The following is a 22,309-nucleotide window of genomic DNA, read 5'->3' as shown; positions in this document are numbered from 1 at the left end:
CCGACTCAGTCATAAGGACGTCAATCGAAGGGCAATCCCGTGTTTTTTCATGCGACCGCCCAAGAGGATGGTAATTGAGGAGCAACGCCATGAAGATGCAATTTCTGATGAAGATGGGAGCCGCTCTGGCATTGGGCGCTGCATCCCTGACGGCCATGACCGCCACCCCGGCGATGGCGCGCGATCATTATTCGCGCGGCTATGATCGCGGCGATTATTATCGTGGTGGTTATGACCGTGGTGGTTATGACCGGGGCTATCGCGGCTATGACCGTGGCGATCGCTACCGCGGCAATAATCGCGGTTATCGCGGCGACGGCTATTATCGCAATAGCTATCGCGGCGGATACCGTGGCGGCTATCGCTGTCGGGACAATGGCACCGGCGGCACCATCATCGGCGCGATCGCCGGTGGCCTGCTGGGCAATGAAGTCGGCCGGGGTTCGGGCCGCTATGGCCGTCGTGGCGATGGCACCGCGGGCGCCATCATCGGCGCGGGCGTGGGTGCGCTGGCCGGCCGGGCGATCGACCGCAACTGTTAAGATGCCGACGCATTGACGATCGGGAAGGGCCGTCCTGCAAGGGGCGGCCTTTTTCCTATGTCAGGGGGCGGGCTGTGGCGGCGGCGGTGGGCGGTTCCGGTCGGCGCGCGCGGCCTCGACGGCGGCGGGATTGAGGCCGGGATCGGCGCTCTGGGCGGCACCGGTACGCGCGTCCAGTTGGGCGGCGGCTTCATTGAGCGCCTTGGCTTCACCGGCGCTGACGCCGCCGACGCCGTCCTGCGACCCGGAACCGCAAGCCGCCAGCGCGCATGCGGCGGCCATCGATAGGAAGATGCGGATCATAGGCGGCACTCCAAAGAAAAGGGCCGCGCCGTTGCCGGTGCGACCCCCTTCATAACTTCAAGACCCGAACGGGACCTGATTACATCGCGTTGGCGACGTTGTTGGTCGCGTTCGACGCAGCGTTCGCGGCGTTGTCAGCAGCGTTCAGCGCAGCGTTCATGGCGTTGTCGGCAGCGTTCGACGCATTCTCGGCCGAGTTGGCGGCGTTGTTGGCGGCGTTTTCGGTGCCGCCCGAGCAAGCGGCCAGGCCGAGCGAAGCCGCGAGAACGAGCGAAAGAGCGATAGACTTGGTCATGGGCAGAAACCCCTCTCTGAGAAAAACAAATTGCAGACCACTCTCGGAGAAAAGCTCACCCCCCATTGCGCCTGCGCGCCGATTCGTAATGCTTTGAGCGGGGCAAGGCAATCCCATTCATGCGCGGGAAAGGTCGCCCGTTCCCCATTTTGTTGCAGTGCGGTCGAAAAATACCCGGAAAAATGCCCAATCAAACGATCGCATTGACGTATATAAAGATTTCTTTATATGATGCGCACATGCAGTCGGCACTTGATATTTTCCGGGCACTTGGCGACCCGACGCGCTTGCGCATCATCCATTTGTTGCGGGCGATGGAGCTGGCGGTGGGGGAGATTGCGCAGGTCGTTGGACAAAGCCAGCCGCGCGTGTCCCGCCATGTCCGCATCCTGGCGGAAGCGGGACTTGTGGAGCGGCGCAAGGAAGGCAATTGGGTGTTCCTGCGCCTGGGCAAGGCGCGGGTCGTCGCGCCCTTCCTGGCCCTGTTCGATCGGCTGGAGCCGTCCGACAGCGAGGCTTTGTGGCAGGCGGCCGACCTGGCGCGGCTGGCCGCGGTGCGCGCCGATCGCGCCCGCGCGGCCGAAAGCTATTTCGCCGAACATGCCGAGGAATGGGACGCGATCCGCTCGCTCCATGTCGCCGAAGCCGAAGTGGAGGCGGCGATGACCGCGCTGCTGGGGCGCGAGCCGATCGGCCATCTGCTCGACATCGGCACCGGCACCGGCCGGATGATCGAATTGCTGGGCGACGCCGCGGATGAGGTGACGGCGCTCGACCGCAGCCCCGACATGTTGCGGCTGGCCCGCGCCAAGCTGCCGCAGGATGCGGGCGACAAATATGCGCTGTTGCTGGGCGATTTTTCCGCCTTGCCGCTGGAGCCGGGCAGCGCCGATACGGTGGTGCTGCATCAGGTGCTGCATTATGCGCAGGCGCCCGAATTGGTCATTGCGGAGGCCGCGCGCGTGACGGCGGCGAACGGCCGTGTGCTGATCGCCGATTTCGCGGCGCATGAACGGGAAGAGCTGCGGCTGCGCGACCAACATGCGCGGCTGGGCTTTTCCGACGAGCAAATTGAAAGCTGGTTCGCGCAGGCGGGCCTGGCGCTGGAGCGGGTGGAGACATTGCCCGGCCAGGAATTGACGGTGCAACTGTGGCTGGGACGGCGCGGGAACGCGCACATCCGGCAACAAGACGAACGGATTTCCTCATGACCCTGAATGATCCCGCGGCACCGCTTTATGCGGATCTGGCCGGCGACGCCCAAGTGAGTTTCGAATTCTTCCCGCCCAAGACGGAGAAGATGGAAGCGCAGCTGTGGTCGGCGATCGAGACATTGGCGCCGTTGGCCCCTAAATTCGTGTCCGTCACCTATGGCGCGGGCGGCTCCACGCGCGAGCGGACGCATAATACGGTGGCCCGCATCGCGCAGGAAACCCCGCTGGCGGCGGCGGCGCACCTGACCTGCGTGGGGGCGAGCAGGCAAGAAATCGGCGAGATTGCCGATGCCTATTGGGAGGCGGGCGTGCGGCATATCGTCGCGCTGCGCGGCGATCCGCCGGAAGTGGGCGGCACGTTCGAGCCGCACCCGCAGGGCTATAGCGGCGCGGCCGACCTGGTCGATGGGCTGATGAAGCGGCACCCGTTCGAGATTTCGGTGTCCGCCTATCCCGAAGTCCATCCGGAGGCGGCGAGCGCGCAGAGCGATCTTGATAATCTGAAGCGTAAGCTGGACGCCGGGGCGACCCGCGCGATCACCCAATTCTTCTTTTCGCCCGAAGCCTATTTCCGCTTCCTCGACAAGACGGCGGCGGCAGGCATCACGGCGGACATCGTGCCGGGCATCATGCCGGTCAGCAATTTCGCCGCGACCCAGCGTATGGCCGCCATGTGCAATACCCAGCTGCCCAGCTGGATGGCGCGGTTGTTTGAGGGGCTGGACGATCATCCCGGCTCGCGCCAGCTGGTATCGGCGACGATCGCGGCGGAACTGTGCCGCAGCCTTTATACAGGCGGCGTGCGCGATTTTCATTTCTATACGCTCAACCGGGCGGAACTCAGCTTTGCGATCTGTCATTTGCTTGGGCTTCGCGCCAAGGCGGCGGCGGACGTAACTCTGTGATAATTTCCCCGTTCGTCCTGAGTAGCCATTGAGCGAAGTCGAAATGGCGTATCGAAGGATGCTTCGATACGAGGCTTCGACAAGCTCAGCCTCTACTCAGCACGAACGGATTTTAGTGGCGGGAAGAATACAATGAACGCTGAAGCACAATTGCGCGCCCTGGCGGCGGACAAGATCCTGATCTTCGACGGCGGCTATGGCACTTCCATCCAGAAACATGGGCTGACCGAAGCGGATTATCGCGGGGCGCTCGATCTGGCCAAGGATCAGAAGGGCAATAACGATCTGCTGTGCCTGACACGGCCGGACATCGTGGAAGGCATCCACGCCGCCTATCTGGCCGCCGGCGCGGACATGATCGAGACGAACACATTTAGTTCCACCAAGATCGCGATGGCTGATTATGGCTGCGAACATCTGGTGTGGGACATCAACATTGCGGCGGCCAAGTTGGCGCGATCGGCGTGCGAGAAGGCGACGGCGAAGGATGGCAAGCCGCGCTTCGTGTGCGGATCGATCGGCCCGACCAACAAGACGCTGTCGATTTCGCCCGACGTCAACGATCCGGCCTATCGCGAGGTCGACTATGATACGCTGAAGGCCGATTATCGCGAGCAGTGCGATGCGCTGATCGCGGGCGGGGTGGATTTCCTGCTGGTCGAAACCTGTTTCGATACGCTGAACGCCAAGGCGGCGGGCATGGCCGCGCGCGAGGCGGAGGAAGCATCCGGCCGGTCCGTGCCGCTGATGCTGAGCTTCACCATCACCGACATGTCGGGGCGCAACCTGTCGGGCCATACGATCAACGCCTTCTGGTATTCGCTGCGCCATTTGAAGCCGCTGACCATCGGCGTGAATTGCGCGTTCGGCGCGGACCTGCTGCGGCCGTATCTCAGCGAATTGTCGAAAAATGCCGACACGCTGATCCTGGCCTATCCCAATGCCGGCCTGCCCAACGAACTGGGGCAATATGACGAACTGCCGGAGACGACCGCGCGGCTGATCCGCGACTGGGTGGACGAAGGGCTGGTCAATATGGTCGGCGGTTGCTGCGGCACGACGCCGGCGCATATCGGTGCGGTGGCCAAGGCGCTGGACGGGCATCGCCCACGCGTCGTGCCGGAATTGCCGGTGGTGACGCGGCTCGCGGGCCTCGAACCGATGCATATCGCGGCCTGAACCCAACCGCCGTTCGTGTCGAGCGTAGTCGAGACACGGGCGCGAATGCTTCTCGACTTCGCTCGAAGCGAACGGATCTTAAAAAATGACCACCAAATCGACCGCCACCTTCGTCAATATCGGCGAACGCACCAACGTCACCGGATCGGCCAAGTTCAAGAAGCTGATCATGGCGGGCGATTATGCCGCAGCCATCGACATCGCGCGCGAGCAGGTGGAGAATGGCGCGCAGATCGTCGACGTGAACATGGACGAAGGGCTGCTCGACGCGGTCGAGGCGATGACGACGTTCCTCAAGCTCATGACGTCGGAGCCGGACATCAGCCGGGTTCCGGTGATGATCGACTCTTCGAAGTGGGAAGTGATCGAGGCGGGTCTGAAATGTGTCAGCGGCAAGCCGATCGTCAATTCGATCAGCATGAAGGAGGGCGAGGAAGCCTTTCTGTTCCATGCCCGCAAATGCATGGCCTATGGCGCGGCCGCGGTCATCATGGCGTTCGACGAGACGGGGCAGGCGGACACGCAGGCCAGAAAAGTCGAGATTTGCGAGCGCGCCTACAAGCTGCTCATGACCATCGGCTTCCCGCCCGAAGACATCATTTTCGATCCCAATATCTTCGCGGTGGCGACGGGGATCGAGGAGCATAATAATTACGGCGTGGACTTCATCGAGGCGTGCCGCGAGATCAAGAAGCGCTGCCCGCATGTCCATATTTCGGGCGGGCTGTCCAACTTCTCCTTCTCGTTCCGCGGCAACGAGCCAGTGCGCCGGGCGATGCATTCGGTGTTCCTCTACCACGCCATTCCGGCTGGGCTGGACATGGCGATCGTCAATGCGGGCCAGCTCGACGTCTATGACACGATCGACCCGGCGCTGCGCCAGGCGTGCGAAGACGTGCTGCTGAACAGCGATCCCGAAGCGGGCGATCGCCTCGTCACGCTGGCCGAAAGCTATCGCGGCAAGGATGCGGCGGTCGAAAAGGCGGCGCAGGAATGGCGCGGCTGGCCGGTCGCCAAGCGGCTGGAACATGCGCTGGTCAAGGGCATCGACATGTATGTGGTCGACGATACCGAGGAAGCCCGCCTGGCCGCCGAAAAGCCGATCCATGTGATCGAGGGGCCGTTGATGGACGGCATGAACGTGGTCGGCGACCTGTTCGGCGCGGGCAAGATGTTCCTGCCCCAAGTGGTGAAATCCGCCCGCGTCATGAAGAAGGCGGTCGCCCATCTTCTGCCCTATATCGAGGCGGCCAAGGAGCCGGGCGCCAAGGGCAAGGGCAAGATCATCATGGCGACGGTCAAGGGCGACGTCCATGACATCGGCAAGAATATCGTCGGCGTCGTCTTGCAATGCAACGGGTTCGACGTGGTGGACATGGGCGTGATGGTGCCGTGGCAGGATATCCTTAAGGCCGCGAACGACCATGACGCCGACATGATCGGCCTGTCGGGCCTCATCACCCCCTCGCTGGACGAGATGGTGACGGTGGCGCAGGAAATGCAGCGCGCGAACATGACCATGCCGCTGCTGATCGGCGGGGCGACGACATCGCGCGTCCACACCGCGCTGCGCATCGACCCGGCCTTCACCGGCCCGGTGGTGCATGTGCTGGACGCCAGCCGCGCGGTGGGCGTGGCGACCGCGCTCGTGTCCGAAACGCAAAAGGATGCCTTCGTGCAGAAGACGAAGGATGATTATGAGCATGTCCGCGTCGCCCGCGCCAACAAGGGGCAAAGCGCGCTGGTGAGCATCGAGGATGCACGCGCCAACGGCTTCGAGATGGACGAGAGCCTGAAGGCGCCGCGTCCGCGCCTGCCCGGCGTCCATCGCTTCCCCAACTGGGACCTGGCGGATCTGGTCCCCTATATCGACTGGACGCCCTTCTTCCGCGCGTGGGAACTGGCGGGCAATTATCCCGCGATCCTGACCGATCCGGTGGTGGGTGAAAGCGCGTCCAGCCTGTTTGCGGATGCGCAGGCGATGCTGGACAAGATCGTCAAGGACAAATGGCTGACCGCGCGCGGCGTCGCTGGCCTGTGGCCCTGCCGCCGCGAGGGCGACGACATCATCGTCCATGTCGAGGACGAAAAACACTATACGCTGCCGATGCTGCGCCAGCAGATCCAGAAGCGGGAAGGGCGCGCGAACATGTGCCTGGCCGACTTCATCAGCCATGATGGCGACTGGATCGGCGGCTTTGCGGTGTCGATCCACGGTATCGAGCCGCATCTGGCGCGCTTCAAGAATGCGATCGACGATTATTCGGACATTTTGCTCAAGGCGCTGGCCGACCGTTTCGCCGAAGCCTTTGCCGAACGCCTCCACCATTATGTCCGCACCGCTTTGTGGGGCTATGCCGAGGGCGAGCAACTGACCAACGAAGCGCTGATTAAAGAGCAATATCGCGGCATCCGCCCCGCGCCCGGCTATCCCGCCTGCCCGGAACATAGTTTGAAGCCGATCCTGTTCGACATGCTGGACGCCCATCATGCGACCGGCGCGACGCTGACGGAGAGTTTCGCGATGCTGCCGACCGCGGCGGTTAGCGGTTTTTACTTCGGCCACGCCCAGGCCGAATATTTCGGCGTCGCCCGCGTGGGCCGCGACCAGTTGGAAGATTATGCCCAGCGGCGCGGCATCGACCTTGAAACGGCGGAGCGCTATCTGCGTCCCAATCTGGATTAAGGTAAGGAAAACAACCGCTTGTTGCATTATCCAGAATAAATTATGCCGTCCGATGTCGATTCTTCCGGTCGACATCGGGGGGGATTCCTATGAAGATCATGTCTATTGCCTTGGGCGCTTGCGCCCTGATGCTTGCCGCGCCTGCTGTCGCTGGCGACCAGGACTTCACGCTGTTCAACAAGACCGGCTATGATATCGCCGAAGTTTATGTCTCGCCCGCCAAGTCGAAAAACTGGGGCGAGGATGTGATGGAGGATGAGGTGCTGGAGGACGCGCACTCGGTTCCGATCACCTTCAAGGCGAAGAACGCTATCTGCAATTACGACCTGAAGGTCATCTTCACCGACGGCGACGAAGCCTATTGGACCAATTTCGACCTCTGCACGATCAGCAAGATCCAGATTTTCTGGAACCAGAAGACGCAGAAGGCGACCGCCAAATGGGAATGATGCGGCGTTAACGCGGGGGGCTGCTTCCGTCCCGCGATGGGGCGGTTTTTCGTTAACCATGTCCGTGCGTTGGCGCATGGGGGTAGGCGCTGTAGGGCTGCCGCCATGCGCATATTGTCCACGACTCTGCTGCTGTCCGCAGCCATCACCGCCACCGCCTTTGCCCAGGGGGGCGGCGCGCCCTTCACCGTGGCGGAAACCGGCCGCGCCTATGCCCGACTGGGCGATGCGCTGGGCGCGATCGGCGACGGGCGCGGAACGGTCGTGGTCGCGCCTGGCACCTATCGGCAATGCGCGGTGCAGCAGGGCGGCGACGTCACCATCCGCGCGGCGACGCCGGGCACGGCGATTTTCGACGGCGTGGTATGCGAGGGCAAGGGTGGGTTCGTCCTGCGGGGCCGGGCCAGCACGGTCGATGGCATCATCTTCCAGAATATGCGCGTGCCTGACGGCAACGGTGCGGGCATCCGGCTGGAAAGCGGCAGCCTGACCGTGCGCAACAGCCTGTTCCGCAACAGCGAGGAAGGCATATTGACCGGCGACTATGAAGGGGGTCAGGTCGTCATCGACAAGTCGACCTTTCGCCATCTGGGCCGGTGCGACCGCGATCTGGATTGCGCCCATGGCATCTATATCGGGCGGCTCGCCAGCCTGACCGTCACCAACAGCCGGTTCGATCAGGGCGATGGCGGCCATTATCTGAAAACCCGCACCGCCCGCGTGACCATCAGCGGCAACAGTTTCGACGACAGCGCGGGCAAGCTGACCAATTATATGATCGACCTGTCCAACGGCGCGAGTGGCACGATCACCGGCAATGAAATGGTGCAGGGCAAGGACAAGGATAATTGGTCCGCCTTCATCACCGTCGCGCCCGAAGGCCGCGAACATAGCAGCGCCGGGCTGGTGATCGAGGGGAACAAGGCGGGCTTCGTGCCGGGCGTCGATCGCAATTCGACCTTCGTCGCCAATTTCACCGATGATGCGGTGCGGATTGGTGCCAACCAGTTGGCGCCGTCGATGAAGGTCAAGGATCGGCGCTGACTTGCCCGTAGTGGCGTGGTAGGATGGCGTCATGCGAACCACCTATGACAGCGCGACCGTGCGCCTCTATCATCTGGGCGACGATGGCGCGGCCATGACGATCATGTACGGACCGTTCAGCGAGGCGATGCGCGTGGCCGAGCAGCAGCCGGAAGATGTGCAGGACGGGCTGTATCTGGCGACCGACAATGATGTGGTCGCCTATCTGGACCTGATCGAGGAATAATCAGCCGCCGCCCAGCAGCGCGAGCTGTTGGCGCAGGACATCCAGATTATGCCGGGCGAGATGACTGCCGCGGCCTTCCACCGATCCTTCGAGATCCGGCCGTTCGCCGATTGCCAAGCAGCGTTCCCAAGCGGTCGCCGCCAGCGGTAGCCATTCGGTAAGGGCATGGGCCGGGTCGGCCAGCGCCCGGTCCATCGCGAGGTTGCCCAGCACGAAGAAGAAGTCGGGCGAGTCCGGCCAGATGGCGATCTCGTCCTGCGCTATGACCATGGCTTCTTCCGCCCCGCCTGATTGGCTGAGGCAATGGAGACGGCGGATCAGCAGGGCGTGGGTCCAGGGTGCGCCGTTCGGCGTGCGGGCGGCGGCTTGTTCGTACCAAATCGCGGCTTGCGGATAGTCTCTGGCGGACTCCGCCTCCTTGCCCAGCTGGTAGAGGAGATAGGGGTTTTCGGGATCGTTGCTTAGTTCCGCCAGCAGCATGGGCGTGTTGCGATCGCGCTTGGCCGCCGCCTGCGCGTCCTCATAGCCGTCATGGTCGATCAGCAGGTCGATCCGCTCGACTAGCAGGTCCGATTGGGGCTGTTCATGGATGCGCCCGGCGTAGCGGACGCCGCGCGGCAGCAGCCGTGCGATCCAGCTGCGGGTCGCAGGCGCGGGCGCGGTGGACGGTTGGGGCAGGTCGAAGCTGCTACGGATGCACAGCGCGCCCAGGCGTGGCGGGCCGTCGCACCAGCTGCGTAGCGCCTCGCCACCGGACGCGATCCATTCGTCGGCGTCGATCACCAGATTCCAGTCCGCGTCCGCCAGCGCTAGCACATGATTGCGCGCAGCGGCAAAATCGTCGGGCCAGTCGAGATGATGGACCTGCGCGCCGCACGCCTGCGCGATCGCGACGCTGTCGTCGGTCGATCCGGTGTCGAGCACCACTATGGCATCGACATAAGGCCGCACGCTGTCGAGGCAGCGGCGGATGCAGCGCGCTTCGTTGCGCATGATGAGCGTCGCGACGATCCGGGGTGGGGTGGCGGTCATGGCTCTGTTTCGCTTGGCCGACCTAAAAAGCCGTTAACCACGGTCGCTGGGACTGCCATAATCGTGACTCACGGGAACGAACATAGCGTTCCCCGGCGAAGGCCGGGGTCCAGTTCGACGTGTTGGGCTGGACCCCGGCCTTCGCCGGCGAACAACAGATGGTAGGTTCCCGTCGATATGCATTGGTATCAATCGGAGATTCACCCATCCGCAAAACCGAAGGGTGCGCGGGTGCGGCGATAATCGTCGGGGAGCATGTCGCGGCCGATCGGCGGAGCGGATCGGGCCATGCACTGGGCGCGGTGGCACAGGCGGCAGGTGACGCCGATCGGGGTCGGCTCCGGCGGCGGGGCGTCCTGCGTGTAGATCAGGCGATGCGCGTGCTCGGCCGCGCAGCAGAGCGCGATGGCGCGCTCCACCCTGGGCGCACCCCAGCCGCCACCGCCCGCCGTCACCGTGCGCGCGATCGAGAAGAAGCGCTGGCCGTCGGGCAGTTCCAGCCATTGCGTCACCACCTCCCGCGGGGTTTCGAACACGCGATGCACCGACCAGAGCGGGCAGGAGCCGCCATGGCGGGCGAAGGGGAAGCCTGCGCCATCCAGCCGCTTGGAGACGTTCCCGGCTGGATCGACGCGCAGGAAGAAAAAGGGGACGCGCTCCTGCCCCGGCTTTTGCAGGGTGGTGAGGCGATGGGCGGTCTGTTCGAAACTGGCGCCGAACTGGCGGGCAAGCGCTTCGACATCATAGCGGCGCGCCTCCACCGCCTTGGCAAAGGCGCTATAGGGCATCAGGATCGCGGCCGCGCCATAGCTGGCGAGCGCGCGGCGGGCGAGGCGCTGGCCGCTCGTACCGGCGAACTGGCCTTCCTTCAGGATGGTGTCGAAGAGTTTGCGCATTTCCAGATAGGCGATCTGGAGCGCCAGCTGGAAGGCGGAACTTGCGCCGTCGAGCGTATCGTCCAGCAGCACCGCGTCGCGATGGCGATCGAGCCGGCGCATCGACCCGGCCATGACGTCGGAGGGCAGGCGGCGGACGCGCAGATTGTGGCGCGATTTCAGCCAGGCGGTGAGACCGCCTTCGGCCTCCGCCTCGGCCGCCAGCTTTTCCGCCGCGTCGTCCAGCAGGGGGAAGCTGTTGCGGCGGGCGGCGAGGAAGCGGCGCGATTCGGCGACGGGATCGGCGACATCCTCTTGTGGCTCGGACCCCGCGCCGCGATCGGCCAGCGCGAGATGCTCCTCGCGATAGCTGGTGTAGAGGCGCAGCAGCGCTTCTGTGATGCCGGGATAATTGACCGCGACGTCGCCGGTTGCCAAGCCCGGCAGGTCGATGTCCGCGAACATCGGGTCTTTCAGCACCGCGTGCAATCGCGCGGTCTGTTCCGCGCCGCCGTCGCCCGCGACCTCCGCCATGTCCAGCTTGTAGGTGCGCGCCAGGCGAAGCAGCATATCGGCGGTCAGCGGCCGCTGGTTGCGTTCCAGCAGCGCGACATAGGAGGCGGAAATGTCGAGGTCTGCCGCCATGTCCGCCTGCGTCAGGCCGAGGTCGCGCCGCAGCCGCCGCAAGCGCGGCCCCATATAGACGGGTCGATCCTTGGCCATGAAATCTAACTCCTGTGCAGGCTTTACAACTTTACAGCAGATTTTTGTAAAGATCGACAACTGAACTTCAACAGGACTGCCGCACCGCAACAAGGGGGAATAGGGCGGGGGCAACAGATCACCGGACGCAAGGACAACGGCCATGACCTACCAGGATAATATCGCGCAGGCGCAAAGCCTCATCGGCAGCCACCCCGGCACCTGGGACGGCATCAACGCCGAATCCGTCGCGCGCATGAAGTTGCAGAATCGCTTCAACACCGGCCTGGACATTGCGAAATATACTGCGGGTGTCATGCGCCGCGACATGGCCGCCTATGATCTGGACCCGGCCAACTACACCCAGTCGCTGGGCTGCTGGCACGGGTTCATCGGCCAGCAGAAGCTGATCGCGATCAAGAAGCATTTCGGCACGACCAAGCAGAAGTATCTGTATCTGTCGGGCTGGATGGTCGCCGCGTTGCGCAGCGATTTCGGGCCTTTGCCTGACCAGTCGATGCATGAAAAGACCAGCGTCGCCGCGCTGATCGAGGAACTCTATACCTTCCTCAAGCAGGCCGACGCCCGTGAGCTGGGCATGTTGTTCCGCGATCTCGACAAGGCGCGCGAGGCCGGCAATGAGGTCGAGGCGCAGCGCCTGACCCATGCCATCGATAATTTCGAAACCCATGTCGTCCCGATCATCGCGGACATCGACGCGGGCTTCGGCAATGCCGAGGCGACCTATCTGCTCGCCAAGAAGATGATCGAGGCGGGCGCTTGCGCGCTCCAGATCGAGAACCAGGTCAGCGACGAAAAGCAGTGCGGCCATCAGGACGGCAAGGTCACGGTGCCGCATGAGGACTTCCTGGCAAAGGTCCGCGCCTGCCGCTACGCCTTTCTGGAACTGGGCGTCGATGATGGCATCATCGTCACGCGCACCGACTCGCTGGGCGCTGGCCTGACCAAGCAGATCGCGGTCAGCAAGGAAGCGGGCGACATCGGCGACCAGTATAATAGCTTCCTCGATTGCGAGGAGATCGACCCGGTGACGGCGAAGAATGGCGACGTCATCCTGAACCGCGACGGCAAGCTGTTGCGCCCCAAGCGCCTGCCCAGCAACCTGTTCCAGTTCCGCGAAGGCACCGGCGCGGACCGCTGCGTCCTCGATTGCATCACTTCGCTCCAGAATGGCGCGGACCTGCTGTGGATCGAGACGGAAAAGCCGCATATCGAGCAGATCGCGTCGATGGTCGACCGCATTCGTGAGGTCATTCCGAACGCCAAGCTGGTTTACAACAACTCGCCCAGCTTCAACTGGACGCTCAACTTCCGCCAGCAGGTTTACGATGCCTGGGTCGAGGCGGGCAAGGATGTGTCGGCCTACGACCGCGCCCGTTTGATGAGCGCCGATTATGACGCGACCGACCTGGGCCAGGAAGCCGATGAAAAAATCCGCACCTTCCAGCGCGATGCCGCGGCACGGGCGGGGATTTTCCACCACCTCATCACGCTGCCGACCTATCATACGGCGGCGCTCAGCACCGATAACCTCGCCAAGGAGTATTTCGGCGCGGCCGGGATGCTGGGTTATGTCGAGGGCGTCCAGCGCAAGGAAATCCGCCAGGGCATCGCCTGCGTGAAGCATCAGAATATGAGCGGCAGCGACATCGGCGACGATCATAAGGATTATTTCGCCGGGGAAGCCGCGTTGAAGGCCGGCGGCGCGCATAATACGATGAACCAATTCGCGGCCTAATCTGAGCCGCTTCCCCTCAACCCGTTCGGGCTGAGCCTGTCGAAGCCCTTTTCTTGTTTTCGAAGGCAGGCGGGCCCTTCGACAGGCTCAGAGCGAACGGAATTTGATAGCTGACGAACTTTGCGGCTCTGGCCGCTAACGAGCCAGTTCGCGGGCGCGTGCAGAGCGGCCCGCGATTTGGGTGGAAGAAACTGGACGACCCGGCGGCGCACCGCCGGGTCGTTTTTTGTGTTTTAGAATGCGTGTTTCTGCGCAGGCGGGAACACGCAGCGTATTTTATGCGACCCCCATCCGCTGCCGCACCGTCTGCTTCAATATGTCGAGCGGCATCGCGCCCATGGTCAGCACCTCATGGAAGGCCTTGAGGTCGAACCGCGCTCCTTGCTTCGCCTTCACCTCGTCGCGCAACTGCGTCCAGACGGTATGGCCGATCTTGTAGCTGCACGCCTGGCCCGGCCAGACGGTGTAGCGGTCGATCTCGCCCTGGCTGCGGCCGCGCGCGATGCCGGTGGTGGCGATCAGGTAATCGGTCGCCCTTTCTCGGCTCCACCGCTTGGCGTGCATCCCGCTGTCCACCACCAGACGGGTCGCGCGGAACAGGAGCGATTGGAGATAGCCGACCTGGCCCAGAGGATCGCCTTCATACATGCCCATCTCGTCGGCCAGTTGTTCGGAGTAGAGCGCCCAGCCTTCCGAATAACCGCTGTAGAAGCCGCGGCGGCGGATCATCGGAATGGAGTCGGATTCCAGCGCTACCGTGACCTGCAAATGATGCCCCGGCACCGCTTCATGATGGGTGAGCGTCGCCAGGCCGAATTTGGGTCGGTCGAATGTATCGCGCAGGTTGATGAAGTAGATGGCCGGGCGCGACCCGTCGAGCGAGGCGTTCTGATAATAGCCGCCCGGCGCGCCCGCCTGGATCGTCACCGGCACGCGGCGCACCTCTACCGGCGCCTTGGGCACGGTGTTGAAGGATTCGCCCAGCCGCGCCTGCATCGCCTTGATCTGGGTGTTGAGCTGCGCCAGCAGCGCCTCGCGGCCTGGATCGGTGTTGGGGAAAAGCTGGTCGGGACGCTGGTTGAGCGCCACCAGCCGATCGCCCACGCTGCCCTGGCTCATCCCTTCACCCTTCAGGATCATATCGATCCGCGCGCTGATTTCGGCCACCTGGTCCAGGCCCAGCTGGTGGATTTCATCGCCGGTCAGTTTGGTCGTTGTCGCGGCCTCCGCGGCGGCGGCGTAGAAAGCCTCGCCGTCGGGCAGGCGCCAGCAGCCCGCGTCATGGCTGGCCTTGGCGCGTAACTGCTGCACCAATGCGCGCTGGCGATCGACGGCGGGGAAGATTTTCTCCGCGACGATCTGTTCCGCCTGGGCGGCGCGTTCGGGCGGCAGTCCGGCGGCGGCGAGTTTCTTGACAAAACTGGCGACCAAGACCGTCTGCGCTGCGGGCTGATCGCGCAGCGAGGCCTGCATCTTCATCGTCGTGTCGAGAATATAGTCGGGCGCGAACACGCCTTTGGCCGCGTCCGCCTTTTGCCGGTCCAGTTCCCCGTCCATCGCGGCCGGGAAGGCTTCGAGGCGGGCGAGATAGGCGTCGGCGTCCGCGGCGTCCTTCACCCGATGCTGCGAATCGAGGAAATCGGGGATTTCGCGATAGCTGCCGGTCAGCTGGCTGAGGATATAGGGCGCATAGCGGCCCGCCGTTTCGCCATAGCCGAAGCGTTCGCCGCCTACGGCGCGGTCGAGTTGATAGGCGACGACGTCATAATCCAGCTGGCTGGGGGCGCTCAGCTTGGCGCGATCGACGCTGGCCAGTTGCTTGACCTGCGCCTTGGTGCGGGCGAGGTCGCGGGCCGCTCCGGCGGCGCTGGTGTCGGACAGTTTGCCGCGCAACGCCGCGCGCGCGCCGGTATCGAGGCCTAGGCGCGTCGCCTGTTCAGGCGATTCGGCAAGGCGGCCGTAGAAGAAATCGTCCAGCATGGCGCGGAAACGGGCGTCGGCGCTGCCCACCTGTGCGAAGGCGTTGGGTGTGGCGGAGGCAATGGCGGTGGCGCCGCTGGTGGCGAGAAATTGGCGTCGGTTCACGACAAAAGGCTCCATGGATCAGGGAGGGGCGGCAAGGGGGCACCGCCCGCGATGACGCCTTGTGCCGTGATGAGAAGGGCTTGGCTAGGCCAACCACATCCGTTCGTTTCGAGCGTGGTCGAGAAACGGCGAGGGCCGGGGCTTTCGGAAATCGGGCGGACATGCCGTGCCACACGCTTCTCGACTACGCTCGAAGCGAACGGGTGAGGGGGGGCTGATCGATAAGCCCAGCTTGTAAGCTGCCCAGATCGTTGCGGCTGTTTCGCCGCTACCCGATACGCTAAAGCGCGCGCACCTTGCACAGGGAGGAACCGCATGGCCTACACGCTCATCACCGCCAATCGCAATTACAGCAGCTGGTCGCTGCGCCCCTGGGTGCTGATGACGGCCCTGGGCATCGCGTTCGAGGACCGGGTCGAACCGTTCGCATCCGCCACCAACTATGCCGCCTTCCGCAGTTTTTCACCGACCGGGCAGGTGCCCGCGCTGATCGATGGGACCAATGGGGAACAGCGCACAGTCTGGGATTCGCTCGGCATCATCCTCTATCTCGCCGATCGCCATCCCGGCGTCTGGCCGGCGGACGAGGCTGCGCGCGCCTTCGCCCAATGCGCGACCGCGGAAATGCACAGCGGTTTTGCGACCTTGCGCAACGACTGCACCATGAATGTCGGCGTGCGCGTCGAGCCGCATATCCATTCGCCCGCGCTGGGCCGGGATATCGCCCGCCTGCGCGAATTGTGGGAGCAGGGGCTGGACCGGTTCGGCGGCCCTTTCCTGGCCGGTAGCGTCTTCACCGCGATCGACGCCTTCTACGCGCCGGTGGCGTTCCGGGTGCGCACCTATGGGCTGGATGTCGGCCCGCACGCACAGGCCTGGGTCGATCATATGCTGGCCCATCCCGCCATGCTGCGGTGGGAGGAAGCGGCGCTGGCGGAAACATGGCGCGAGGACAGCCATGAGGCGGAGATGGGCGCGGCGGGGAAGATCATCGCGGACTATCGCGCGGTGTAACTTGGCGCGCACTGTAACATTCTTGCCCGCCTGGCGGCAAAACAGGGTATTTCGGTCGCTCACCCCCTTTCCCGATCGGTCCTGCGGGTCTAGGGGGTGAGGACTATGGTTAAACCACGCACCCTCTACGAAAAGATCTGGGACGCGCACGTTGTCGAACGGCGTCCCGATGGCACCTGCCTCATCTATATCGACCGCCATCTCGTCCATGAAGTGACGAGCCCGCAGGCGTTCGAGGGGCTACGCCTTGCCGGCCGCAAAGTGCGCCGGCCCGATCTGACGCTGGCGGTGCCGGACCATAATCTGCCCACCACGCCGCGCCGCGACGCGGATGGCAAGCGCATCCCGATCGCCGATCCCGAAAGCGCGCAGCAGCTCGAAGCGCTGGAGCGCAATGCGCCGGAATTTGGCGTGCGCCTGATCGGCGACGCGGATGTGGAACAGGGCATCGTCCATGTCGTCGGCCCGGAACAGGGCTTCACCCTGCCGGGCACCACGCTGGTCTGCGGCGACAGTCATACGTCCTCGCATGGCGCGCTGGGCGCGCTGGCCTTTGGTATCGGTACGTCTGAAGTCGAGCATGTGCTGGCCACCCAAACGCTGCTGCTCAAGCAATCCAAGACGATGGCCGTCGTGGTCGAAGGCGCACTGGCGCCCGGCGTCACGGCCAAGGATGTCGCGCTGGCGATCTGCGGCACGATCGGCACGGCGGGCGGCACCGGCTATGTCATGGAATATTGCGGATCTGTGTTCCGCGATATGTCGATCGAGGGGCGGCTGACCGTCGCCAACATGTCGATCGAAGCGGGCGCGCGGTCGGGGCTGTTCGCGCCGGATGAAAAGACCTTCGCCTATATTGAGGGCCGTCCGATGGCCCCCAAAGGTGCGGATTTCGATGCGGCGGTCGCTTATTGGCGAACGTTGCATACGGACGAGGGTGCGGTCTTCGACAAGACCGTGGTGATCGACGCCGCGGACATCGTGCCCAACGTCACCTGGGGCACCAGCCCGGAGGACGTCGTCGCCGTGACTGGCGTGGTGCCCGATCCGCTGAGCTTCGCTGACCCGTCCAAGCAGGCGGCGGCGCAGAAGTCGCTCGACTATATGGGGCTGACGGCTGGGCAGAAAATGGCGGACGTCGCCATCGAACATATCTTCATCGGCAGTTGCACCAACAGCCGGATCGAGGATCTGCGCGCCGCCGCCGCGCTGTTGAAAGGCCGCCATATCGCGCCGGGCATCAAGCATGCGATGGTCGTGCCCGGTTCCGGCCTGGTCAAGCGCCAGGCGGAGGAAGAAGGGCTGGATCGCGTCTTCCTCGACGCCGGGTTCGAATGGCGCGAGCCGGGCTGTTCGGCGTGCCTGGGCATGAACCCGGACAAGGTGCCCGCGGGGGAACGCTGCGCATCGACCAGCAACCGCAATTTCATGGGCCGTCAGGGACCGGGCGCGCGCACCCATCTGGTGTCGCCCGCCATGGCGGCGGCGGCGGCCATCACCGGTCGGCTGACCGATGTCCGCGAATTGCTGCATAACAAAGAGGGTGTGATGCTGTGAAGAAGATTTTCTGGCTGCTGACGTTGGGCGCGCTGGCCAGCGCGGCGATGGCCGCGACCCTTGGCCGCGCCGAAGACATATCGGCCGCTGAGGCGAAGAAAGTTCACTGATGGACAAGCTGACGACTGTCGACGGCCGGGCCTATCCGTTCGGGATGAAGAATGTCGACACCGACATCGTCATCCCGGCGCATTGGCTCAAGACGATTTCGCGCAACGGGCTGGGGCGCGGCGCGTTCGAGGTGTTGCGCAAGGAACCGGGCAACGTCTTTGACGATCCCGCTTATACCGGCAGCCCGATCCTGATTGCGGGTGACAATTTCGGCTGCGGGTCCAGCCGCGAACATGCCGCCTGGGCGCTGGGCGACATGGGCATCAAGGTGGTGATCGCACCCAGCTTCTCCGACATTTTCTCCGGCAACGCCTTCAAGAACGGGATATTGACCGTGGTGCTGCCGCAGGACGCGGTGGATCGCTTGATGGAAGTGGCCCAAGGCGTGAACGGGACGCCCGATCCGATCCATATCGATCTGGAATCGCAGACCGTCACCACCCAGTTTCAGGATCGCTTCACGTTCGAGATCGATCCGTTCCGCAAACATTGCCTGCTGGGCGGGCTGGACGAGATCGGCCTGACGCTGGACCAGTCGGATATGATAGGTGGCTATGAGGCGAAGCAGGCGCAGGATCGCCCGTGGATCGTGCCCGCAGCCGTTGCGTAACGACGCGCTTCTGCCTATCTTTCGTAACCAGACGGCATTTCAACGGGGCTTTGACGCATGACCACCTTTGACGATCGCGAACGGGCGTTCGAAAATATGTTCGCCAACGACCAGGAGTTGCAGTTCCGCATCCAGGCGCGCCGCAACCGCCTGCTGGGCGAATGGGCGGCGGTGAAGATGGGCCTGACCCCCGAAGAAACCGACGCCTATGCCAAGGCGGTGGTGCAGGCCGATTTCGAGGAAGCGGGCGACGAGGACGTCATCCGCAAGCTGGTGGGCGACATGACGTCGGCCGGAATCGACATTGACGAGCCTGGCGTGCGCGCCGCGCTGGATGAGCAGGCGGTGGTCGCCCGTCGCATGTTCATCGAAGCGCAGTAAGGCAGCGCACCATGCCGATGGCCGCCGACGATATTGCCGACATGATCCGCTCCGCCATTCCCGATGCGCAGGTCGAGATTACCGACCTGGCCGGAGACGGCGATCATTATGCCGCGAAGGTCGTGGCGGAAAGTTTCCGGGGCATGAGCCGGGTCGCGCAGCAGCGCGCCGTCTATGCTGCGCTGGGCGGACGTATGGGGGGCGTGCTGCACGCCTTGCAACTGACCACCGCCGTTCCCAATTAGTCGTTCGATAGATTTGCGCTCCGCAGGCGGAGCGCCAGACAGGACTGGACCTTTAGACATGACCGACGCCGTGCATCAGCGGATTGCCGAACTTGTGGGCGCCCATGACGTGGTGCTGTTCATGAAGGGCACGCCGCTTTTCCCGCAATGCGGCTTTTCCAGCCGCGCCATCGCGATTCTGGAGCATCTGGGCGTCGCCTATGACACGGTCGACGTGTTGCAGGACCAGGGTGTGCGCCAGGGCATCAAGGCCTTTTCGGACTGGCCGACCATCCCTCAGCTTTATGTGAAGGGCGAATTCGTCGGCGGCAGCGACATCATGATGGAAATGTATGAAGCGGGCGAGCTAGAGCAGCTGATGACCGACCAGGGCGTCGCCGCCGCTGCGGGCTGAGCGGGGTCCGGTTTTGCGGGTTTGAGAAGGGCGGTTCGGGTTCGGGCCGCCTTTTTTTGTTTGGTTTGGATGGGACTAAACCGTCGGCTTTGCGCAAAGTTACACGCTAAAGGCGAATCCCGTAGCCCCAGCGAAGGCTAGGGTCTCGTGCTGGGGCACGCAGCGGTTGAACTTAGCACTTATTCGAGCGTAGTGCGCCGTCGCCTGAGACCCCAGCCTTCGCGGGGGTGACAGTAGTGAAGCCACTTGTCGGTCCCAAAGACCGGCCACTCAACACTGGCCGCACCTGGTCGTATCGCGATCATAGCGGGGATGAATGGCAAATCGCCACCGGGTGGGGGATGCTAGCGGATACGGCCTGCATCCCCCGATAGGTAAACGGTGGGAACGCGACTAAGGTCGCAAAGGCCATGCCAAAATGACGCGATTGCGGGAGAGTGCGGGTTCCAAAGGTTAACGCTTCAACCGCCTTCACCCGCTCTGTCAAAATTTCCGACATATCGGCTCTTTTCAAAGCGGAGGGCCACGTTTCGCCCACTGCGAATGGCTATTGACTACATCCGTAATCGATGCGACTACATCTGTGGTTGTTAAATATGCGAGTCGGGTGAAGCGAAGTGACCGAAAAGATCAGCGAAGCGGAACTGGTGGTGATGGAGGCTTTGTGGGAAACCGCGCCGCAGACCGCCAATGACGTATCCGATCGGGTCGCCGCCGACCGCGGCTGGAGCCTCCAGACCGTCAAGACCTTGCTGTCGCGGCTGATGGCGAAGGATATCATCGCCGCCGACCAGGATGGTCGCCGCTTTCTCTACCGCCCGATGGTGGCGCGCGACGATTATGTCGCGGGCGAGTCCGGGCGGCTGGTGAACCGGCTGTTCGGTGGGCGGGTGTCGCCGCTGGTCGCCCAGTTGGCGCAACAGGATCAATTGACGGCGGACGATATCGCCGAGCTTGAGGCCATCCTGAAGGGGTTGAAATCATGAGCGTCTGGCTGGCCGAAACGCTGATCGCCACCACTTTGCTGATGGCGCTGGTCATGGCGCTGCGACGGCCGGTGGCGCGCTGGCTGGGGGCGGGAGCGGCCTATCTGCTCTGGGTGCTGCCGCTGGCGCGGATGCTGCTGCCGACGCTGCCGCGCGACGTTAATCCCTCGCCCCTGCATGTCGCGGTTGATCAGGCGGGCCTGCCGGACCTGTTGGCGGTCGTGCCCGCCGCATCGGTCGCTACGGCCACGCCGTCTTTCCCCTGGCTGGAGGTCGGCATCGGCATCTGGTTTATCGGCTTCCTCGCTTTCCTCGCCGTGCAGGCCGTGGGCTATGCGCGGTTCCGCCGTCTTATGCTGGACGGCGCGACGCCGATTGGGGAGGAGGGGCGCATCCGCCTGATCACCAGCCCTCATGCGTCCGGGCCGCTCGCCTTCGGGGTTTTGCGCCCGTACATCGTGCTGCCCGCCGATTTCGCCCTGCGCTATGACGCGCAGGAACAGGATATGGCGATCGCCCATGAGCGCGCCCATCATGAACGCGGCGACCTGACCGCCAACATGATCGCGCTGCTGCTGCTGGCGGTCCATTGGTGCAATCCGGTCGCCTGGGCGGCCTATCGCGCCTATCGCGCCGATCAGGAAACCGCGTGCGACGCGCGCGTCCTTTCACTCTACGGCCGCGACCAGGCCCATGCCTATGGCCGCGCCATATTGAAGGCGGCGGGCGGTCGGCAGTTCGCCGGAGCCTGCCATCTCACCCGTATCACGACGCTTAAAGGGAGGCTGAAAATGCTGTCCAACCATGATGTTTCGCTCCAGCGTATCAGCTGGGGCATGGCCGCCGTCGCGGTCGTCACCGCCACGGGCCTCGCGCTCACCGCATCGGGCAGCCGCGCCGCGCAGCAGATGGCGGCGATCACCGACAAGATGGAAAGCGCCGACTTCGCCAAACTGTCTGACTTGGTGTCGCAGCCCGCCGTGGCGAGCGTGCCGGAGGTGGCCGACATGCCTGTGGTGCCTGCCGTCGAAGCGGTTGTCGATCCATGGCCGTCGCCTGCGCCCGTCGCTTCGACCGCGCCGATAGTCCCCGCCGCAGACATGATCGCCCCGGTGGCGCCCGTGCCGCCCGCTCCACCCGTCGTCCGCAATGAAAAGGGCCGGATAACCGTGACCCATGCCGACGGTCGGGTCGAAACGCACCGTATCCCGACCGAGGCGGACATCGCCCGCATGGTGCCGGTGGTCGATGTGCGCGAAGGGTGCGACGGCGGCAAGGATGCCACCACCCGCCGCGAGCGCGTGGACGCCAATGGCCGTCGCCATATCCGGGTGCGCATCTGTAGCGCCGGGATCGAGCGGACGGCGCAGCGCTCCGCCGACATGGCCGGGATGCAGGCCGACCGGGCCGCGCGTTACGCCGCTGCCCAGGCGGATCGCAATGCGCGCCAGGCGGCAGCAATAGCGGACCGCGCAACACGGCAGGCCGCAGCCCAGGCCGACCTTGCAGCACGTCGGGCCGATGTCGAGGCCGCGCGTGCGGACGTGGCGGCGCGCTCCGCCGATGTCGCCGCGCTCAATGGCCTGCGCGCGGCACGGGCGCAGATCGCCGCCAACCGTTCCATGCCTGCCGACGATCGGGCGGAAGCGCTGCGCGAGATCGATCAGTCGATCGCCGAGATTCGCGCGGAATGGAATTAAGGGCGACCTGACGCC

22 protein-coding genes are annotated in these 22,309 nt (G+C 64.1%); 17 read left to right on the top strand and 5 right to left on the bottom strand.

The window, feature by feature from the left end; all coding sequences use genetic code 11:
• The first annotated feature begins 89 nt into the window (after nucleotides 1-89).
• Entirely contained in the window at nucleotides 90-542 is a 453-nt protein-coding gene (locus HHL08_RS05720; RefSeq protein ID WP_169571524.1) for a glycine zipper 2TM domain-containing protein, read from the top strand.
• Between the two features lie 60 nt (nucleotides 543-602).
• Here the strand turns inward: HHL08_RS05720 and HHL08_RS05715 are convergent, their stop codons facing one another.
• Both HHL08_RS05715 and HHL08_RS05710 read right to left on the bottom strand, forming a co-directional pair.
• Nucleotides 603-845, bottom strand: coding sequence for a hypothetical protein (locus HHL08_RS05715; protein WP_206377736.1), 243 nt, complete (start codon nucleotides 843-845; stop codon nucleotides 603-605).
• A gap of 79 nt (nucleotides 846-924) precedes the next feature.
• Nucleotides 925-1,140, bottom strand: a complete 216-nt coding sequence (locus HHL08_RS05710) for a hypothetical protein (RefSeq protein WP_037491279.1) — start codon at nucleotides 1,138-1,140, stop codon at nucleotides 925-927.
• Between the two features lie 239 nt (nucleotides 1,141-1,379).
• Between HHL08_RS05710 and HHL08_RS05705 the strand changes: the two genes are divergently transcribed.
• The 7 genes from HHL08_RS05705 (at nucleotide 1,380) to HHL08_RS05675 (ending at nucleotide 8,843) form a co-directional block, all read left to right on the top strand.
• Nucleotides 1,380-2,351 carry an ArsR/SmtB family transcription factor gene (locus tag HHL08_RS05705; RefSeq protein ID WP_169571523.1) on the top strand — a complete coding sequence of 324 codons (972 nt, stop codon included), beginning with the start codon at nucleotides 1,380-1,382 and terminating at the stop codon, nucleotides 2,349-2,351.
• Nucleotides 2,348-3,259 carry a methylenetetrahydrofolate reductase gene (metF, locus tag HHL08_RS05700; RefSeq protein WP_169571522.1) on the top strand — a complete coding sequence of 304 codons (912 nt, stop codon included), beginning with the start codon at nucleotides 2,348-2,350 and terminating at the stop codon, nucleotides 3,257-3,259. Before HHL08_RS05705 ends, metF begins: the two co-directional genes overlap by 4 nt.
• 132 nt (nucleotides 3,260-3,391) lie before the next feature.
• On the top strand, nucleotides 3,392-4,438 hold the full coding sequence (locus HHL08_RS05695; protein WP_169571521.1) for a homocysteine S-methyltransferase family protein: 1,047 nt from the start codon (nucleotides 3,392-3,394) through the stop codon (nucleotides 4,436-4,438).
• 85 nt (nucleotides 4,439-4,523) lie between these two features.
• Nucleotides 4,524-7,124, top strand: a complete 2,601-nt coding sequence (gene metH / locus HHL08_RS05690; RefSeq protein WP_169571520.1) for a methionine synthase — start codon at nucleotides 4,524-4,526, stop codon at nucleotides 7,122-7,124.
• Between the two features lie 89 nt (nucleotides 7,125-7,213).
• Nucleotides 7,214-7,573, top strand: coding sequence for an argininosuccinate lyase (locus tag HHL08_RS05685; protein ID WP_169571519.1), 360 nt, complete (start codon nucleotides 7,214-7,216; stop codon nucleotides 7,571-7,573).
• Nucleotides 7,574-7,678: 105 nt separating this feature from the next.
• Nucleotides 7,679-8,617, top strand: coding sequence for a right-handed parallel beta-helix repeat-containing protein (locus tag HHL08_RS05680; protein ID WP_169571518.1), 939 nt, complete (start codon nucleotides 7,679-7,681; stop codon nucleotides 8,615-8,617).
• A gap of 31 nt (nucleotides 8,618-8,648) precedes the next feature.
• Nucleotides 8,649-8,843, top strand: a complete 195-nt coding sequence (locus HHL08_RS05675; RefSeq protein ID WP_169571517.1) for a hypothetical protein — start codon at nucleotides 8,649-8,651, stop codon at nucleotides 8,841-8,843.
• Here the strand turns inward: HHL08_RS05675 and HHL08_RS05670 are convergent, their stop codons facing one another.
• Nucleotides 8,844-9,875: a glycosyltransferase family 2 protein gene (locus HHL08_RS05670; RefSeq protein WP_169571516.1), complete on the bottom strand. Its 1,032-nt coding sequence runs from the start codon at nucleotides 9,873-9,875 to the stop codon at nucleotides 8,844-8,846.
• Nucleotides 9,876-10,075: 200 nt separating this feature from the next.
• Nucleotides 10,076-11,473, bottom strand: coding sequence for a helix-turn-helix domain-containing protein (locus HHL08_RS05665; RefSeq protein WP_169571515.1), 1,398 nt, complete (start codon nucleotides 11,471-11,473; stop codon nucleotides 10,076-10,078).
• Between the two features lie 142 nt (nucleotides 11,474-11,615).
• Here HHL08_RS05665 and HHL08_RS05660 point away from each other — a divergent pair, with 142 nt between their 5' ends.
• On the top strand, nucleotides 11,616-13,211 hold the full coding sequence (locus tag HHL08_RS05660; RefSeq protein WP_169571514.1) for an isocitrate lyase: 1,596 nt from the start codon (nucleotides 11,616-11,618) through the stop codon (nucleotides 13,209-13,211).
• A gap of 276 nt (nucleotides 13,212-13,487) precedes the next feature.
• Here HHL08_RS05660 and HHL08_RS05655 read toward each other — a convergent pair whose 3' ends face one another.
• On the bottom strand, nucleotides 13,488-15,296 hold the full coding sequence (locus HHL08_RS05655; RefSeq protein WP_169571513.1) for a DUF885 domain-containing protein: 1,809 nt from the start codon (nucleotides 15,294-15,296) through the stop codon (nucleotides 13,488-13,490).
• Between the two features lie 315 nt (nucleotides 15,297-15,611).
• Here HHL08_RS05655 and HHL08_RS05650 point away from each other — a divergent pair, with 315 nt between their 5' ends.
• The 8 genes from HHL08_RS05650 (at nucleotide 15,612) to HHL08_RS05615 (ending at nucleotide 22,294) form a co-directional block, all read left to right on the top strand.
• Nucleotides 15,612-16,310 (top strand): glutathione S-transferase family protein, encoded by a 699-nt coding sequence (locus tag HHL08_RS05650; protein ID WP_169571512.1) that lies wholly within the window; start codon nucleotides 15,612-15,614, stop codon nucleotides 16,308-16,310.
• 105 nt (nucleotides 16,311-16,415) lie between these two features.
• Nucleotides 16,416-17,867 carry a 3-isopropylmalate dehydratase large subunit gene (gene leuC / locus HHL08_RS05645; RefSeq protein ID WP_169571511.1) on the top strand — a complete coding sequence of 484 codons (1,452 nt, stop codon included), beginning with the start codon at nucleotides 16,416-16,418 and terminating at the stop codon, nucleotides 17,865-17,867.
• Nucleotides 17,868-17,976: 109 nt separating this feature from the next.
• Nucleotides 17,977-18,588, top strand: coding sequence for a 3-isopropylmalate dehydratase small subunit (leuD, locus tag HHL08_RS05640; RefSeq protein WP_169571510.1), 612 nt, complete (start codon nucleotides 17,977-17,979; stop codon nucleotides 18,586-18,588).
• A 57-nt stretch (nucleotides 18,589-18,645) separates the two neighbouring features.
• A complete protein-coding gene (locus HHL08_RS05635; protein WP_169571509.1) occupies nucleotides 18,646-18,969 on the top strand; it encodes a DUF1476 domain-containing protein in 324 nt (107 codons plus the stop codon).
• An 11-nt stretch (nucleotides 18,970-18,980) separates the two neighbouring features.
• Nucleotides 18,981-19,214: a BolA/IbaG family iron-sulfur metabolism protein gene (locus tag HHL08_RS05630; RefSeq protein WP_169571508.1), complete on the top strand. Its 234-nt coding sequence runs from the start codon at nucleotides 18,981-18,983 to the stop codon at nucleotides 19,212-19,214.
• Between the two features lie 58 nt (nucleotides 19,215-19,272).
• Nucleotides 19,273-19,608 carry a Grx4 family monothiol glutaredoxin gene (gene grxD, locus HHL08_RS05625; protein ID WP_169571507.1) on the top strand — a complete coding sequence of 112 codons (336 nt, stop codon included), beginning with the start codon at nucleotides 19,273-19,275 and terminating at the stop codon, nucleotides 19,606-19,608.
• A 617-nt stretch (nucleotides 19,609-20,225) separates the two neighbouring features.
• The gene (locus HHL08_RS05620; RefSeq protein ID WP_169571506.1) at nucleotides 20,226-20,594 is read left to right on the top strand and encodes a BlaI/MecI/CopY family transcriptional regulator; all 369 of its coding nucleotides are present in this window, start codon (nucleotides 20,226-20,228) and stop codon (nucleotides 20,592-20,594) included.
• On the top strand, nucleotides 20,591-22,294 hold the full coding sequence (locus tag HHL08_RS05615) for a M56 family metallopeptidase (protein WP_169571505.1): 1,704 nt from the start codon (nucleotides 20,591-20,593) through the stop codon (nucleotides 22,292-22,294). The genes HHL08_RS05620 and HHL08_RS05615 overlap by 4 nt, the downstream gene beginning before the upstream one ends.
• Nucleotides 22,295-22,309: the final 15 nt, after the last annotated feature.

Source organism: Sphingobium psychrophilum, from assembly GCF_012927105.1.
In the GTDB taxonomy this organism is placed as follows: Bacteria; Pseudomonadota; Alphaproteobacteria; order Sphingomonadales; family Sphingomonadaceae; genus Sphingobium; species Sphingobium psychrophilum.
Note: the sequence above shows the minus strand (reverse complement) of the source record. Positions and strands in the feature narration are given on the sequence as shown.

What these genes read in the sequence shown, in the direction of transcription:
- HHL08_RS05665 (WP_169571515.1), bottom strand. Translation starts at nt 11,473, where the DNA reads ATGGCCAAGGATCGACCCGTCTATATGGGGCCGCGCTTGCGGCGGCTG.
- HHL08_RS05715 (WP_206377736.1), bottom strand. Translation starts at nt 845, where the DNA reads ATGATCCGCATCTTCCTATCGATGGCCGCCGCATGCGCGCTGGCGGCT.
- HHL08_RS05710 (WP_037491279.1), bottom strand. Translation starts at nt 1,140, where the DNA reads ATGACCAAGTCTATCGCTCTTTCGCTCGTTCTCGCGGCTTCGCTCGGC.
- leuC (WP_169571511.1), top strand. Translation starts at nt 16,416, where the DNA reads ATGGTTAAACCACGCACCCTCTACGAAAAGATCTGGGACGCGCACGTT.
- HHL08_RS05615 (WP_169571505.1), top strand. Translation starts at nt 20,591, where the DNA reads ATGAGCGTCTGGCTGGCCGAAACGCTGATCGCCACCACTTTGCTGATG.
- HHL08_RS05720 (WP_169571524.1), top strand. Translation starts at nt 90, where the DNA reads ATGAAGATGCAATTTCTGATGAAGATGGGAGCCGCTCTGGCATTGGGC.
- HHL08_RS05705 (WP_169571523.1), top strand. Translation starts at nt 1,380, where the DNA reads ATGCAGTCGGCACTTGATATTTTCCGGGCACTTGGCGACCCGACGCGC.
- leuD (WP_169571510.1), top strand. Translation starts at nt 17,977, where the DNA reads ATGGACAAGCTGACGACTGTCGACGGCCGGGCCTATCCGTTCGGGATG.
- HHL08_RS05685 (WP_169571519.1), top strand. Translation starts at nt 7,214, where the DNA reads ATGAAGATCATGTCTATTGCCTTGGGCGCTTGCGCCCTGATGCTTGCC.
- HHL08_RS05650 (WP_169571512.1), top strand. Translation starts at nt 15,612, where the DNA reads ATGGCCTACACGCTCATCACCGCCAATCGCAATTACAGCAGCTGGTCG.
- HHL08_RS05680 (WP_169571518.1), top strand. Translation starts at nt 7,679, where the DNA reads ATGCGCATATTGTCCACGACTCTGCTGCTGTCCGCAGCCATCACCGCC.
- metH (WP_169571520.1), top strand. Translation starts at nt 4,524, where the DNA reads ATGACCACCAAATCGACCGCCACCTTCGTCAATATCGGCGAACGCACC.
- HHL08_RS05630 (WP_169571508.1), top strand. Translation starts at nt 18,981, where the DNA reads ATGCCGATGGCCGCCGACGATATTGCCGACATGATCCGCTCCGCCATT.
- HHL08_RS05660 (WP_169571514.1), top strand. Translation starts at nt 11,616, where the DNA reads ATGACCTACCAGGATAATATCGCGCAGGCGCAAAGCCTCATCGGCAGC.
- HHL08_RS05670 (WP_169571516.1), bottom strand. Translation starts at nt 9,875, where the DNA reads ATGACCGCCACCCCACCCCGGATCGTCGCGACGCTCATCATGCGCAAC.
- grxD (WP_169571507.1), top strand. Translation starts at nt 19,273, where the DNA reads ATGACCGACGCCGTGCATCAGCGGATTGCCGAACTTGTGGGCGCCCAT.
- metF (WP_169571522.1), top strand. Translation starts at nt 2,348, where the DNA reads ATGACCCTGAATGATCCCGCGGCACCGCTTTATGCGGATCTGGCCGGC.
- HHL08_RS05675 (WP_169571517.1), top strand. Translation starts at nt 8,649, where the DNA reads ATGCGAACCACCTATGACAGCGCGACCGTGCGCCTCTATCATCTGGGC.
- HHL08_RS05695 (WP_169571521.1), top strand. Translation starts at nt 3,392, where the DNA reads ATGAACGCTGAAGCACAATTGCGCGCCCTGGCGGCGGACAAGATCCTG.
- HHL08_RS05635 (WP_169571509.1), top strand. Translation starts at nt 18,646, where the DNA reads ATGACCACCTTTGACGATCGCGAACGGGCGTTCGAAAATATGTTCGCC.